Below are 14,515 nucleotides of genomic sequence, written 5' to 3'. Positions count from 1 at the left end.
CTGCGCCCGGTTGGCGCGCGCTCTGATAAGAGGCGCGCCAACCGGCGCAGTCTTCTACTGCGCGGCGCCCCAGGAGCGCAGACGGTCGGCGATGTCGTAGACGGTGAGCCGCAGCGCCCGAATGTCAGCGATCAGGTCCCGCCACAGTTCGAAGGAGTCGTCGATCTCCTCTCCGGACGCCCGGATATAGGCCACGGCCACGCCGTACCCGAAGTAGGCGTTGCGGGCCGGCAAGGGGCGCAGCAGAACCAGCTGTTCCAGCAGGGCTGCGGCCCGCCAGTAGGCGTCGGGCTCGCCCATGTCCAGCTGTGGTGTGTTCACCCGGTGCCGGGCAACGGCGGCCACCAGGCCCGAGTAGTCCCGGACCCCGAGCTCCTTGCCGAGGAGTTCTTCCTGGCGGTCAAGGAGCCACCGGATGTCGATGTGCAGTTCCAAGGATCAGGCCGCCCGCCCCGTTGTGCTCTGCCGCCCCAGGGCGTCGTCGGGGAAGGCCTCGTCGAATGCCTCGGCCAGGCCAGGCCTGGCGATGATCTCGCGGAACACGGCGGTCGCCCTGCTCAGCTTGATCTGGTTCTCTTCCTCTTTGGCCAGCTCGGCCAGGTAGGCGCGCACGCTCTGCCCGCGGGCGGCGGCGACCGCGGCGAACCGGTCCCTGGTCTCGGAGTCGACCTTCATGGTGGTATCAGCCATATCCCGAGTATGCACTAACGGGTACCTTCGCGAATACCTATCACGGGACGTGACCCTGCACCGATCACTGCCCGTCCTCGACCAGCTCCGGCGAGACGTCGCCGCGTACCGACTTCGGCGGCGGCACATCCCCGCAGGCGCAGGGTCGACGTGACGGTCGCCGCGCAGCTCCACTACAGCCGAGGCACATCCCCGCAGGCGCGGGGGCGACGCAGCAGGCCCCGCCCAGACCCACCTGGCGACCGGCACATCCCCGCAGGCGCGGGGTCGACTGCTCTGGCGTTGGGCTTGGCGGGGTTGGCCTGCACCGGCACATCCCCGCAGGCGCGGGGTCGACCCCGGCGGGTCGTTGTAATGGATGTCGAAGTACGGCACATCCCCGCGGGCGCGGGGTCGACACCACGGGAGGCCTCCCAGATCGACGGCCACAGGGCACATCCCCGCGGGCCCGGGGTCGACGGCCGCAACACAGTGGGTGGCTGCCTCATGTTCGGCGCATCCCCGCGGGCGCGGGGTCGACATGCCGTAGCGCTCGCCCTGGGGGTCGTAGAACGGCACATCCCCGCAGGCGCGGGGTCGACTGCTCTGGCGTCGGGGTTGACCATCTGGAGCACGGCACATCCCCGCAAGCGCGGGGTCGACTGGAGGGAACTGCCCGACGTCGCGAAGACTTCCGGCACATCCCCGCAGACGCGGGGTCGACTGATCGCATCTCCCCTCCTCTCTCTGGCCCTGCGGCACATCCCCGGAGGCGCGGGGTCGACGGCGACCGGCGCCGCGTGCGGATCGAGCCGCACGAGCCCGAGCCCGAGGAACAGTCCGCGGCCGTTCTGGCCCTCGCCGACTACAAGAAGGACTTGGGGCATTAGGCCTGCCTCTTCCAGGTGAGGGTTCGCCACGTGAAGGCCGTGTACCTGACGCGCGCCCATCCGTAATCATCGGGATGAAGCTTGCGGGCCTCAATGCTTTGTGCCGGCGGGCTCGCGAGGTAATCGTCGACGTTCTGCACGCGCCACCCATCCAGGCGACCACGCCCCAACTGCCCCTCGTAGTGGCCAAGTCTCACGTTGCAGGGCAGGCACAGCAGTCCGCGAACACACTTCGGACAGCCGGTACAGCACGCATGGTCGTGATCGATCTGCCACCAGATCGGACCGCTGGCCGCGCTGTCTCCCGGACTGCCGCCACATATCGCGCAGCAGTCGTCCTGGATGCGCAAGATCGCATTAACGCGCGCCAAGGAGAGCCGGAACCGCCGCGCCTGGGCCACGGCTGGGCCGCACTCCAGGCACAAAGTCTTGCCGTACCGCTCGCCCTTGTAGATGAACTCGTCGCATATATGGCAACTGCTGGAGTCCTCGAACTGGAACCATGCGCTCGTCACCGCGCCGACGTTAGTGCTCGGCGCTGACAACGCCGCAGAAGCCCTTGGGGGGGAGGTGAGCCCCATCGTCCTCGGGCGGCTTCGGCGAGAGGTCGCCGCGTGCCCGTCGTACACGCGGACGATGTCAATACAGGCCGAACTCCAACCGCGGCTGATTAAGACGGTGTCTTGATTGGTGTCGGCTCATGATCGGAGACCTGCCGCATCAGAGCTGATACCAGTCGTCGCCGTCAGCTCGGAGTGAACGGCTGAGGTAGTCCTGCAGGTTGTTGGCGACCCATCGACGACTGTCGTTCTCGTGCTCCCACACGAAGATGTCGGGACGCTCGGGCTCCTGCACGAAGGCGAACTGGTCGCCACCTCCGTTGTCCCCGAAGAAGAGGAGGGCGTCGAAACTCATGTAGAGCTGCGCGAACGTCTGGTCGGACCAGAAGAGCAGGTTCCTCTCGACGATCTGATCGATGGGCCAGACGGTGTCCACGTGAGTGTGTCCGATCACCCCATTGCTTTCGAGGAGCAATTGCCGGAGCTCTGCTGGCAGCGTTCGCCTCAGCCGGGTCTCCGCCGCGACGAGATCGGATGCCTGGGCCGGTTCCCGGAAGCCCACGCCGGGAAAGACCGCTGTCGCTGCCTGTCTCCACATGATCCGGAGCTTAGCCAGCCACCTTCAGGGCTCGGGCACTGCACCGGCGAAAGCAGATGAGCATGCTGGCTATGCCTACGAACGCCAGGAAGTGTTCAGCCTTGTGCTCGTAGCGTCGGTGCAGGCGACGGCACCCGTTCAGCCAGGACATCGTGCGCTCAACCACCCAGCGGTGTCGGCCCAGGCGGCCCGGTGGCTCGATGCCTCGCCGGGCGATGCGCGGCACGATCTGCCGGCGCCGTAGCCATCCGCGCAGATGGTCGAAGTCGTACCCCTTGTCAGCGTGCAGCTTGGCCGGGCGGCGACGCCGAGGGCCAAAACGGGATCGGATCGGCGGGATGCCACGCATCAACGGAATCAGCGCCTGACTGTCGTGGAGGTTGGCACCCGAGATGCCCACCGAGATCGGCAGGCCGTTGCGGTCACAGATGACATGGATCTTCGATCCGAGCTTGCCGCGATCAGTCGGATTCGGTCCAGTCAAGGGCCCCCTTTGACCGCTCGGACGCTCGCCGAGTCGATCGCGCATCGCGACCAGTCCAGCTGGCCATCCGCACCGAGCCGGTCCAGCACTATGCGGTGCATCTTCGCCCACACCCGGGCCTTCGACCAATCGGTGAAGCGCCGATGCACCGTCTGCCAGGAGGCACCAAAGACTGGCGGCAATTGCCGCCACGTACAACCCGAAGCCGCAACGAAGATGATCGCCGCCAGCACAGCGCGGTCATCACACCGTCGCCGACCGCCGCCCTGGCGTCGCACCGGCGGCTCAGGCGCTACACCTTGAAAGATCTCCCAGAGCCCATCCGGCGCCAACCGCTCAACTATGCCCATGCCCTGGCAACGAACTACGGCCAATCAAGACATCGTCTAAGTTGCTGGCGAGGGCTCACACGGCACGTTCGTCTGCGAGCTTTGCCAGCGGGACCAGACCGAGGCCTTCGGCGAGGGAGCGACGACGGCCAGGTTGACCAGAGCACGTTCTACAGCAGGCCACAGCCGGGCAACCACCGCGGCCCGTGCCACCCAGCTGACTCGGCCACTGCCTGCAAGTTCACGTGGTGTTGTCGTTTGGGTGAGCAGGCGAGCGACGGTAGTGGTCCAGGGCTGCAGCATTCTCGTGGTACGGGATGCGCGGGAGACGGGAGACCAGGGACCACATGGTGCGTTCGGCGGCGATTTCTTTGGGAATGTTGAGGCCGAGCGACGCGGCCAGCGGGTGTCGTCCGACGTTGACCAGGGCCCGCACCGCGGCCGCCCATTCATCTGTGGCGCTGACGGCGCACCGGTACCACACGGGCAGAAGAGCGGCGAGGACGACAGCGGTCGCCGCTGCGGCTGGCGCGCCAGCGGCATTGGCAGTGGAGGTGAGAGTCACGACGGCGGCGAGCAGTACGGCAAGGTGGCCGTAGAGCAGGCAGACGAAGAAGTCGACGCTGGTCCGTGCGGTGTCGACCTGGCGACGGGCCTGTTCTGGGGCTGTGGAGGTCAACTCGTTCCACAGGAGCTGCGAGTCGAGCTGATAGCGGTCGTAGGCGTATACCTCGAAGCGGCGGATCGCGTTGCCCAGCCGAGTCGGGGCGAGGTGGCTGTCGTCGACGGGGTAGCGGGCGAGGCGCTCTTGCAGGAGGGCACGGCGGGTGACGGTGCTGCGCTGGTCCTGGCTTTGATAGCGGGTGAGATGGCGGCTATGACGCAGGAGGGCGAGGTCGGCTCGGTCGATGGCGGACAGGCCAGGGCCCGCAGCACGACGCTCAAGGCGCATGAGACGTAGCCGGTCGGTCAGGATGCGTCTGATCTCCTGGTGACGGCGGCAGCCGTGTTCGTAGGCGAGCGAGGGCCACAGCAAGTAGCCCTCCAGGATGCGGTAGAGAGGGTTCTGCAGTGCGTTGAGGACCAGGCCCAGCATCAGTGACGCAGTCAGAAAGGCCAGCGCGCCGCGTCCTTCGGCCAGGCTTGATGCGTGCTCGAACGGCGGAACCTTGCGAAGGCTGGGGAGCAAGGTCGTGGTGAGGACGGCGAGGTTGATCGCGGTGGGAAGCACCCACCCGACCAGCAGACTCCAGGCGCCTCCCAGCGCGCCCTTGGCGATGTCTCCCATCAGGCGCCAGCGCCCCGCTGCACACGGCGAGAAGCGGTCGGCTGGATGGGAGGCGGGGCCGGCCATTCATCGTCGTCCGGGGCGGGCGAGGGACCGGGTGAGGTGTGCAGGACCCCGCCGTCCGCAGGGTAGCGAGCACGGTAGGCGTCCCGGTATGCAGCCGGGGAGGAGCCAAGTTGGCGACGGAAGTGTCCGCGCAAAGCCACCGGCGAACGGAAGCCGCAGCGTACGGCGATCTCGTCGACGGACAACTCGGTAGTCTCCAGCAGTCGCTGGGCCTGTAGAACCCGCTGAGTCGTCAGCCACTGCATGGGGGCACTTCCGGTGAGTTCATGGAAGCGCCGGTCAAAGGTGCGCCGGCTCAAGTGCGCGCGTGCCGCGAGGGTGTCGATGTCGAACTGCTCGTGCAGGTGCTCCAGCGCCCAGGTGATCACCTCGGCGAGCGGGTCGGCGCCGATCTCCTCCGGTAAGGCGCGGTCCGCAGAGAGTTCCCGGGCTCCCGCCCTCCGCGTGGGCGCCACCAGGCGGCGGGCCAGGGCGCTGGCCGCTTCACTGCCGTGGTCCGTACGGACGATGTGGAGGCACAAGTCGAGTCCGGCCGCCGTGCCGGCGGACGTCAGGATGTCGCCGTCGTCGACGAAGAGCTCTCTGGGATCGACGTGCACTGACGGATAGCGTTTGGCCAGTGTCGGTGCATACATCCAGTGTGTCGTCGCGGGGCGGCCGTCCAGCAGGCCCGCTGCGGCAAGGACGAACGCCCCGGTATTGAGCCCGACGATGCGGGCGCCTTCCTCGTGCGCCTGGCGCAGCGCGTCGAGCGCCTCCTCGGACGGTGGCGAGGTGATCGACCGCCAGGCAGGCACCACGACAGTCCCAGCGCGCGCGATCGCGTCCAGCCCGTACGGCGCGACAAGTTCGAGGCCTCCTGTGGTCTGTAGGGGGCCCTCCTCTCCAGCCGTCACCAGAAGGCGGTAGCGGGGTACGCCGACGTCCTGGCGGTCGATTCCGAACACCGACAGGGGGATGGAAGTCTCGAAGATCGGGCCGCCACGGAACAGCAGCACCGCGACAACTTCCTTGCGGCGTCGCCCGGGGATCACCCCGGGCGCGGCATCGACGGAGCGGGGAGCTGTGGCCTCGTGGGACGGCACTCCGGAGGCTGCAGGGAGGTGGCTGGCTTCGGGCTGCGGTTCCTTCACACGAGCCGGCGCTGCGGCATGCTGGAATTGGCTCACCAGAAGCCGAAGCGGAGTGCTTGCACGGGGCCGATCGTGCAGGACACGGCGCAAGCGCATCCGTAGTTCTGCTTCCACGTCGGTGGCCGTGTCCTGCTCACTGTTCTCCAGCGCACGGAGCAGGTCACCGCGTGCACGCTCCAGCTGCTGCCGGACCTCGTTCGCCCGCGTTGCGCTGCCCGGTTCGTTATCCACGAGGAACGTGACGAGAGCGTCGCGGACCAGCGGCCAGGACTCCTCGCGCATATGCCTGATGAGCTCAGCCGCGCAGACCGTGACGAAGTCTTTCAAGGAGGCCCCCGTTTCCTCACCAGCGTCTCAGCAGTCCGTGGCTGCCGGGAACACCGTAAGAGGTAGGGGCCAACACTGCACGACCGAACCGGACTTGAACGCGCGGCCTCCCTACTCGCCCCTCGGTCAACGTCCAACGGGACGAGTCCGAAACGGGAGCCTGCCCGTCCACTGCCCGCGTCAGAATCCATCTTTGCGGATCCGTCTCCCGACTCGCACGCCTGGACGCGGCCGACGACCACTCTTTCTTGTCGGAGGCTTTGTGGCATGCCCAGCACCCTGCCCGCCCGCCTGGGCTCGCGCGTCTGTGCAGGCGTTGGCTTGTGCCGTGCGCCTGCCGGTAATTCGCAAGCAGGTGGCCTGCTTGCGGCTTACCTTCGAAGCTGTGACGACAGATGCGTGGCATGTACTGAGCGGCTCCCTGCAACTGCTTCGCGAGGAGTTCGACAACACCTATAGCCGGCACCATGGCCGGGCGTTGCCAGACTCCCCTGCCGCGCTTGAGCTGCAGCAGGATGACGACTTGGCGGGCGAGTGGGCAGCTCGCCCGGTCCACGACGCACATCTGGCGGCCATAGCGCCAACCTTGGCCGCCATGGACCATCTCGACAGCCTGGGCCTGCTGCTCAGCTCGCCTGGTGGCCTGACGGCCTCGCATACGGTGGCCCGCAGTGCCCTGGATATAGCCACTAAGCCGTGGTTTCTGTTGGAGCCGGACATCGGTGTCCGGGAGCGGGTGCGGCGCAACATGAACTACCGCCTGCTGAGTCTGAAAGAGCAGTCGCTGATGGTGGGGCACGGCCAGACCACGGGAGCCGAAGAGGCTCGCCAACGACTCAGAGAGCGCACCGAGCGCATCCTTCGTTCTGCCCGGCTCCATGGCTTCTCCGTGAAGGGAAAGATCGCGGACAAGGTGCGGCCCTGCTACCTCGGCCCGCACCCAGCACCCAGCACCACAGAGATGGCTAGCGATGTCATCGCACCAGGTGGCCAACTGGGCGCCTTGCTGTGGCGGGCCACTTCAGCCGTCGCGCACGGGCAGACTCATGGATTGCTGATGTTCTACACGGATGCTCCAGGTGCCCCGGTGACCGGACCGGACGATCACTTTGAGTACCGGCAGATGCAGATCAGCCCTCAGGAGGCTGCGGTCCGTTGTGCTGGAGCTCCGCTAGCGGCCCTCGCGATGCTGCGACGCCTGTACAGCCACAACGGCTGGCCGACGGCCGAACTCGAGGCCGCTGGCCGACAGACCGCCAAGACCTGGCTGCACATCGCTGGCCTGCCCCGCCCGGCCAATGTCTGAGGTGCAGCGTCGGCATGGGACTGTCCGATAGGCCTCCCTAGTCGGCTGCGGCCGGGGGCTGGCGCGCGAGGTCGCCCCCGCTCACTTCGCCGTTCACGCGATCATCGCCTCGGCCCTCTCGCCGACCAGCGGGCGCGCGGCCAGTGCGGTCAGCCGGTCCGACCACGGCGCGGCCGCCGCCTGTTCGGTACGGTCCGCCGTCCGCTCGCGCAGCTGCTCCAAGCGCACCGTGAGCAGGTACTCGGCCGTGCGCTCCCGGGCGGCATCGGCGGCCTTCGTCGCGGCGGCGACCGCGTCCGCGCCGTTCGGGTTCGCCCGGAACCACCTGCGGTTCTGCTCGGTCTTGTACGCCCGGCGGGCTTCCTCCTCTGCCTCCGGAGTACTGCCCAGCCGTTCGAGCGCGCTGCTGCGGTACTCCGGCAGCGCCTGCTCCACGGTCTGGCAGGCGTTGAACGCGAGCACGGACGCCGCCGCGACCGGGTCGGCCTCCAGCTCGCCCGGCTCCATCAGCTCCAGGAACTGCTGGCGGGCCGCCTCGATGCCGGCGTCCAGCGTCGAGCGGACGTGCGCGGCCACCGCGGCGACGTCCACGGCATCGTCCAGGTCGGCCGCCCAGGTCGCCACGACCAGCCCGGCCTCCACGATCGCCGCCTCCCTCCGGCGCCGAAAACCGCACGCCTCACACAGTCCGGCCGACCGGTCCTGCCCGCAGTCCCCGCACGGCAGCTCCTGCCGCCCAGCTTCGGCGGCCACAGCCTCCTGGCGCTCGCGCTCGCCCCGCTCCCGGGCTGCCGCACGAGCCGCCTCCCGCCGGGCCCGCTCCGCCAGCGCCAGCTCACGGCGCCACATGAAGTCCTCGGCCTCGACGGCAGCCTGCTCACGCAGCCGTTCTTCGAGGACCTTGCGGCGCTCTGCCTCACCGATCCCGGGCAGCTCCCGGTCGATTTCGGCAGCCATACGCGCCCGGCGCCCCCGGCGGATGTGGATCACGTTCGCGCAGTTGTCGCAGTCGCCACCAGCGTCCGGCCGGAGTCCGTCGTCGCACCGCACGTCCGAGCAGGCCGGCCGCTTGTCTGGGAGATACGGTACCCCCCTGCGATCACACAGCGACACCCCGGTATCACTCGTGTCGGCCGCGGTACGCAGCTTCTTGACAGACCGCCAGAGAGCTTCCCTTACTGATGCATCGTCTTGGCGGGTGCGGTAGGAACGAGCTCCCCTGCCTGTTGGGGTTAGGCGGACGGCATGCGTTCTCCCCTCCGCCAGCGGAGGAGCACGTAGGGTTGAGAGGGGAGAGCGCGTGGCCAGGGGCGATTCTGAGGGCAGTGCGGTTGGAGGCCGATCCGTCGGAGGCGCCCACAACATCGTTGTGGGCGGCGACAACCGCTCCATCATCATCTCACCGCATGCAAGTGACTACTTGATTCCGCATCAACTGCCTCGTCACCTTCAGGCTTTTACTGGCCGGCAGAAGGAACTGCGCAGCCTGATGGAGCAGCTCGCGCCGGACGGACAGGAACTACCCCCTGCCACCGTGGTGACCGGGATGGCAGGGGTCGGAAAAAGCGCTGTGGTTCTGCAAGCAGCCCATGAGGCTGTTCGCCAGGGCTGGTTTCCGGGCGGTTCCGTCTACTTGGACCTGCGAGGCTACGAGCCGTCGGGGCCGCTCGAGCCATCTCACGCTCTGGAAACGCTGTTGCGATCAGTGGCGCCATCAGTCATGCCTGAGCGCATTCCGATCGATGTGTTTGGTCGGGCAGCGCTGTATCGCACGGTGCTGGCCGGTATGAAGGACAGGCTCTTGCTGGTGGTTGAGAACGTGTCCGCGGCCGAACAGGTAGACGCGAAGCAGGCCCGCCAGAGCATCGCCACGGCGAACAGCAGGCCCACCCACGGTGATCAGCGGCCCGTGGCCGAGGCGCTGCGCGGCACGCGCGGTAAGCAGCGTGACGACCGGGACCAGGGCCGGCCCGGGCACCATGGCAACGCCGGTGCGCAGCACGCTCCAGTGCCGGACCTCCTGGCACCACAGCACGTTGGACAGCAGCATGATGGCGAAGGCCACACCGAAGACGAAGGTCCCGATGTTCGCGGTGCCGAATCGGGGCAGCCTCAACAGGTGCAGCTCGAACAGCGGGTGGCTGTGACGCAGTGAGCGGATGGTGAAGGCAGTCGCGGTGACCAGCGCGACCGCGAACAGCACGAGAGTCCTGGCGTTCAGCCATCCCCAGTCCGGGGCCTGCACGAGACCTCCGGAGAGGGCTGCCACAGCGACGGTGACGAGCAGCGCGCCGAGCATGTCGGGCAGGCGGCCCTCTTCCCGGCGGGTCGTACGGGGCAGGACGCGAAGGCCGGCCACGACGGTGGCGATGGCGATGGGTACGTTGATCACGAACACCCAGCGCCAGTCGACCTGGACCAGCAGGCCGCCGGCGACGGGGCCCGCGGCGGCATCCAGTCCGCCGACTGCCGCCCAGTTGCGGGTGGCGCGCGTACGGTTCTCGGCCGGAACGGCCGCCAGCAGAAGGGCGAGCGAGGTCGGCAGTTGGGCTGCGGCCCCCACCGCATCGACGACGCGGTGCGCCGCCGGCTTGACCGGCTCTGCACCCGGGTTCTCGGTCATGCACGTCCCCGGCTCGGGGAACCACGCCCCCGCCCTGGACGGCCTGGAGAACTGCCGGCAACTGGACTCTCTGTGCGAAGTGACGACCGCGTGCTACGGCTAGCAGACCCCTGGTCACCGGCCGCGCGGGGGGCAACAACGCTTGTCGAGATCGAAGCCTTAGACAAGCCGGCGGTCCTCCTCTCTCTTCCTGCTTCCGTCAGCCGCGGCGACCAACTCGACGACGCCCATACCGAGCGCCGTCCCGGCCGGTGCGTCGTCATCCCCGACGACGAAGCCCTGACCGGTGGCGCCAAGCCGGCGGAAGCGGAGGGCGGGCTCGTCTTCCGCACGGTCTCCGGGCCGGAGGTCCCAGCGCGGGTGGGGTAGGAACTCGCGCCGGTGAGGCGCACGTTATGTGAGCATGCCGTGGCTCGGGCGGGGTGGTCGATTGAGCGTGATCTGGAGGTCGAGCGCAGCCAGGGTGACTACCGCTGCCGCCTGGGCTGACCACGTGCGGTCCGTCGCGCGCCTGGCTCGTCTCCACCCAGGGGTGGAGACACGCGCCTTGGGCAGGTGGCACTTCCACCCGTTGTCGACCCGCGGTGCGACGCCGGGCGTCGGCAGGTTGCGCAGGATGGGGTGTGTTCCCGCCCGCCACCTGCAACGATCGGCTCGCACATTCACCTGTGTGGCGATCCTGCAGGGTAGAAGAAGGTGCATCCCATGGCTCTTTCGAACACGTCGTTCCCGCCCCATGCACTTACCCGCTCGTCCCTAGCGCGTGCCGGGGCCCCCGGCACGGTCACTGGGCGCCGCATGGCAGGTGCGTTCCTGCTGTTCTCGTCCTTCCAGTGGTTCCTTGTGCAGGCTGCCGTGGCCGCGGGTTGGCGGACGCCGTACTCGCTGAGCAGGAACTTCATCAGTGACCTCGGAGCATTGCACTGTGCCCGGTTCCCGTCCGGCACTGGTCCTTACGTCTGCTCACCGGCGCACTCGGTGATGAACGTGTCGATCATCATGTGGGGTGTGACCTGGGCCGTAGGGGCGCTGTTGACCGCCGAGCGCGGGCACCTGACGGGGAATGTGCTGCTGGCCGTCGGCGGCTTGGGCACCGTCTTGGTCGGCGTGTGGCCCGAGGACACGAACCTGACGGTCCATGCGCTGGGGGCCCTGATCCACACGGTGGTCGGGGGTGCGGGCATGGCCGTCATCGGTGTTCGGCGTCTGCGCCGGGGCCACGCCCTGAGCGGGGTGCTGAGCATTGTGGTGTTCGTCGCTGCTGTCGTCGGTATCGCGGCCACCGGCATGGCCGCGGATTCCGGGTCCCTCCTGCATGTCGGTCTGGGTGTCTGGGAGCGCATCGGCATCTGGCCGCAGGCCGCCTGGCTGACCGTGGCGGGCGTGGGTACCGCATGGGCGGCCGTGGCGCGCAAGGAGACAGCGGCGGCGGAGACCATGTGAGGAGCCGGGCTCACCGCTTGCACCGCTGGGCCTGCGTCCGCCTCGGGGGCGGGTGGGTCCGGCGGTGCGGTGCGGGTCCGTCGGGGAGCATGGCCGTACCGGCTGTGAGCGCACGAGAGAGGCAAGAGCGGCGATGGTGAACGTTCCGGCTGCCACCGTGCGGCCCCACGAGAAGCTGCGGGAGCGACGCGGACTGGTGGGCGCGGTGGCCATGCTGATCAGCGTCGCGGTGTCCGTGCCTGCCGCGCCCGGCGTCTGGGGGAAGGCGATCGTCGGTGTCCTCGGGGCGGTGGCCGTAGCGGGAACGCTGCTTGGTCAGCGTGCCTCCTCGGCACGGCATGCGGTCGGGGGCTTGTCGCTGACGATCGTCACGGGTTTCGCCATCACCGCCCTGGCGCCCGCGGGGCTGGGCGAGGTGCCGATCCTGTTCGGTGTCGCGTTCCTTCCCACCCGGATGGCTCCCGGTCCGGTCCGGACAGCGGTGATGGCCGCAGTGGCCACCGGGTTCGGCGTGCTGATCATGGTGATCACCCGCAGTGCGGCCGGCCTGCTGGCGGGGGTCGCCGCGTGGATCCTGGCCGACCGGTTCATCGAGCACGCCGCGCTGGAGGCCGAACGCAACCGTGCGATGGCGCTGCTCGCCGAGGTGGAGGCGTCGCGGGAGGCGCAGAGGGAGGCGGCGGCCTTGGAGGAGCGCGCCCGCATCGTGCGTGAGATGCATGACGTGCTGGCGCACAGCCTTGCCGCTCTGTCGATGCAGCTCCAGGCTCTGCGGGCGGTCGCCGCCCGGGAGGGGGTCGGCGAGTCCTTGATGGGCCCGCTCGACCGGGCCGCTGATCTCGCGCGGGACGGGGTTCAGGAGGTACGGGCGGCGGTGGGAGCGCTGCGTGGTGGCCCGCTGCGCGGTGTGGACGACCTCGCTGCTCTGGCGGAGCGCTACCCCGGCTCGGTCCGGATGCGGGTCGTCGGCCAGAAGGGCGAGGTGTCAGCGAAGGCCGGCCATGCGGTCTACCGCGCCGTACAGGAAGCGCTGACGAACGCGGCGCGCTATGCCACCGGAAGTCGCGTCGATGTGAATCTGGCCTGGGAGCCGGACGAACTGCGCCTGGCCGTCCGCGACTACGGGCTACCTCCGGGCGGTGTTGCGGCGGGGGCGCGGGGAAGCGGCACGGGACTACGCGGGATGGGTGAGCGGGTCGAAGCCGTCGGGGGTTCGCTGAGCACCGGCCCCGCGCCGGAGGGGCCGGGCTGGCGCGTTGTGCTGCGCGTGCCCGTCGCGGCGCCGACGGGAGGCGGATCCTCCGAGCTCGGCGCCGGGGCCGGTGGCGGCGGTGCGGGAGAGACAATGGTGGACGGCTTGGGCACGGGCGGCGTGCTGGGCCGCATGGGGAAGGAGAGCAAGTGACCATCCGGGTGGTCGTCGCCGACGACCAGGCCGTCGTGCGCGACGGGGTGGTGCTGCTGCTCGGTTCGGCCGAGGACATCGAAGTGGTCGGGCAGGCGGACAACGGCCTGGACGCGGTCGACCTGGCGGTACGGATGCGTCCCGATGTCGTGGTGGTGGACCTGCGGATGCCGGGGCTGGACGGCACCGGGGTCACGGAGCGGGTGCTGGCCGCGGGGATCGGGGCGCGGGTCCTGGTACTGACCACCTACGCGGACGACGACGCGGTGCTGCCGGCGCTGCGGGCCGGAGCGGCCGGATATCTCACCAAGGACGCCACGGGCGAGTCGGTGCTGGCTGCTGTGCGGGACGTCGCCGCCCGACGCACCGCACTGGATCCCGCGGTGCAGCGGCGTCTTGTCGAACTGGTCACCCGTCAGCAGGATGCCGCCTCGCCACCCGTGCCACGGGCGGACAGGGAACCGGCCGCGTCGGCCGGGCTGACGCGCCGTGAGATCGACGTGCTGCGGCTGGTCGCCGAAGGCCTCAACAACCGTCAGGTGGCCCGGGACCTGGTGATCAGCGAAGCGACGGTCAAGACGCACCTCAATCACCTGCTGGCCAAACTCGCGCTGGAGGACCGCGGTGCGCTGATCGCGTGGGCGTGGCGCAACGGCATGACGGGCCCGCACGACGGCTAGACGGTAGGGAGGTGCCGCTCGTGGGCCCGGGCCTACAACCGGCACCCCCCTACCGTCTAGAGCCGCCCCGCCTCGGCGAGGCTGAGCAGGTCCTGGGCGGCTTTTTGCGCATGGTCGCGGATGGCGGCCGGACCGGGGACGGGCCCGCCGAACAAGGCGGTGTCCACGATTTCCGCCTGGACGAGGGCAGAGAAGACGTGCGCAGCCCGGTCGAGGTCACGGACCTGTGAGCGCAGCGCGGCCGGCCAGCGGTCAAGGTGGCGCCGGAACAGCAGGACACGATTGTCGAGGATGTCCTGCCGGTAGCGGCGGCCGAGCTCCGGGAACCGCTGTGCGTCTCGCGCCACGACCCTGAAGAGGGCCAACTGTTGCTCGGACAGGATGTGTTCGAGCAGTTCGCAGCCTGCCTCCGTCAGACCTTCGAGCGGAGGCAGGTCCAGCCACTCGGGGTCCGTGGTCTGCGTGGACGAGCCGCACGCCTCCTGGATGACGGCGACGAAGAGGTCGTCCTTGCTCTCGAAGTGCCGGTAGAGCGTGGTGATGGACACCCCGGCGCCGGCGGCGATGCGGTTGACCGAGCTGCCGCCGTACCCCTCGTCCAGGAAGGCCGCCAGCGCCGCGTTGATGATCGCCTCGCGCTTGCGCGTCATGAGGCGGGCTTTGGGGTCGTTGTCGGCCCAGGTCCGCACGGCTCGTCCTCCGCTCGTCGTCGAC

Annotated in this window: 13 protein-coding genes and 2 pseudogenes; 5 read left to right on the top strand and 10 right to left on the bottom strand. The window is 69.0% G+C overall.

What is annotated here, in order from left to right:
- Nucleotides 1-54: 54 nt before the first annotated feature.
- The 7 genes and pseudogenes from ACFUO4_RS44120 to ACFUO4_RS44090 all read right to left on the bottom strand — a co-directional run.
- The gene (locus ACFUO4_RS44120) at nucleotides 55-435 is read right to left on the bottom strand and encodes a toxin Doc (protein WP_383496536.1); all 381 of its coding nucleotides are present in this window, start codon (nucleotides 433-435) and stop codon (nucleotides 55-57) included.
- 3 nt (nucleotides 436-438) lie between these two features.
- On the bottom strand, nucleotides 439-690 hold the full coding sequence (locus tag ACFUO4_RS44115) for an antitoxin MazE7 (RefSeq protein ID WP_383496533.1): 252 nt from the start codon (nucleotides 688-690) through the stop codon (nucleotides 439-441).
- Nucleotides 691-1,555: 865 nt separating this feature from the next.
- A complete protein-coding gene (locus tag ACFUO4_RS44110; protein WP_383496530.1) occupies nucleotides 1,556-2,074 on the bottom strand; it encodes an endonuclease domain-containing protein in 519 nt (172 codons plus the stop codon).
- A gap of 205 nt (nucleotides 2,075-2,279) precedes the next feature.
- Nucleotides 2,280-2,717 carry an SMI1/KNR4 family protein gene (locus tag ACFUO4_RS44105; protein WP_383496527.1) on the bottom strand — a complete coding sequence of 146 codons (438 nt, stop codon included), beginning with the start codon at nucleotides 2,715-2,717 and terminating at the stop codon, nucleotides 2,280-2,282.
- A 10-nt stretch (nucleotides 2,718-2,727) separates the two neighbouring features.
- Nucleotides 2,728-3,551, bottom strand: a protein-coding gene (locus ACFUO4_RS44100; protein WP_383496524.1) for an IS5 family transposase whose coding sequence is annotated in 2 segments (ribosomal slippage) — nucleotides 2,728-3,207 and nucleotides 3,210-3,551 — 822 coding nt in all. Because the reading frame shifts where the segments join, the coding sequence is not laid out codon by codon here.
- A 220-nt stretch (nucleotides 3,552-3,771) separates the two neighbouring features.
- The gene (locus ACFUO4_RS44095) at nucleotides 3,772-4,818 is read right to left on the bottom strand and encodes a hypothetical protein (protein ID WP_383496522.1); all 1,047 of its coding nucleotides are present in this window, start codon (nucleotides 4,816-4,818) and stop codon (nucleotides 3,772-3,774) included.
- A gap of 38 nt (nucleotides 4,819-4,856) precedes the next feature.
- A pseudogene (locus tag ACFUO4_RS44090) lies at nucleotides 4,857-5,969 on the bottom strand (GlxA family transcriptional regulator); the annotation flags it as partial.
- Nucleotides 5,970-6,672: 703 nt separating this feature from the next.
- Between ACFUO4_RS44090 and ACFUO4_RS44085 the strand changes: the two are divergent.
- Nucleotides 6,673-7,650, top strand: coding sequence for a hypothetical protein (locus ACFUO4_RS44085; protein WP_383496519.1), 978 nt, complete (start codon nucleotides 6,673-6,675; stop codon nucleotides 7,648-7,650).
- Nucleotides 7,651-7,743: 93 nt separating this feature from the next.
- Here ACFUO4_RS44085 and ACFUO4_RS44080 read toward each other — a convergent pair whose 3' ends face one another.
- Nucleotides 7,744-8,607, bottom strand: a complete 864-nt coding sequence (locus tag ACFUO4_RS44080; protein WP_383496516.1) for a hypothetical protein — start codon at nucleotides 8,605-8,607, stop codon at nucleotides 7,744-7,746.
- 532 nt (nucleotides 8,608-9,139) lie between these two features.
- Between ACFUO4_RS44080 and ACFUO4_RS44075 the strand changes: the two are divergent.
- Nucleotides 9,140-9,316 (top strand): annotated as a pseudogene (locus ACFUO4_RS44075) (hypothetical protein); the annotation flags it as partial.
- 48 nt (nucleotides 9,317-9,364) lie between these two features.
- On the opposite strand, the gene ACFUO4_RS44070 reads toward ACFUO4_RS44075, so the two are convergent.
- Entirely contained in the window at nucleotides 9,365-10,273 is a 909-nt protein-coding gene (locus tag ACFUO4_RS44070) for an MFS transporter (RefSeq protein WP_383496513.1), read from the bottom strand.
- Between the two features lie 798 nt (nucleotides 10,274-11,071).
- Here ACFUO4_RS44070 and ACFUO4_RS44065 point away from each other — a divergent pair.
- From ACFUO4_RS44065 to ACFUO4_RS44055, 3 genes are all read left to right on the top strand, one after another.
- Nucleotides 11,072-11,716, top strand: a complete 645-nt coding sequence (locus tag ACFUO4_RS44065; RefSeq protein ID WP_383496510.1) for a DUF998 domain-containing protein — start codon at nucleotides 11,072-11,074, stop codon at nucleotides 11,714-11,716.
- A gap of 133 nt (nucleotides 11,717-11,849) precedes the next feature.
- Complete coding sequence (locus tag ACFUO4_RS44060; RefSeq protein ID WP_383496507.1) at nucleotides 11,850-13,121, top strand: sensor histidine kinase; 1,272 nt, start codon at nucleotides 11,850-11,852, stop codon at nucleotides 13,119-13,121.
- The gene (locus tag ACFUO4_RS44055) at nucleotides 13,118-13,801 is read left to right on the top strand and encodes a response regulator (RefSeq protein WP_383496504.1); all 684 of its coding nucleotides are present in this window, start codon (nucleotides 13,118-13,120) and stop codon (nucleotides 13,799-13,801) included. Before ACFUO4_RS44060 ends, ACFUO4_RS44055 begins: the two co-directional genes overlap by 4 nt.
- Before the next feature lie 56 nt (nucleotides 13,802-13,857).
- Here ACFUO4_RS44055 and ACFUO4_RS44050 read toward each other — a convergent pair whose 3' ends face one another.
- On the bottom strand, nucleotides 13,858-14,490 hold the full coding sequence (locus ACFUO4_RS44050) for a TetR/AcrR family transcriptional regulator (protein ID WP_383496501.1): 633 nt from the start codon (nucleotides 14,488-14,490) through the stop codon (nucleotides 13,858-13,860).
- Nucleotides 14,491-14,515 lie beyond the last annotated feature (25 nt).

Origin of the sequence: Streptomyces sp. NPDC057280 (assembly GCF_042668605.1) — a bacterium.
Classification (GTDB): Bacteria; Actinomycetota; Actinomycetes; order Streptomycetales; family Streptomycetaceae; genus Streptomyces.
Note: the sequence above shows the minus strand (reverse complement) of the source record. Positions and strands in the feature narration are given on the sequence as shown.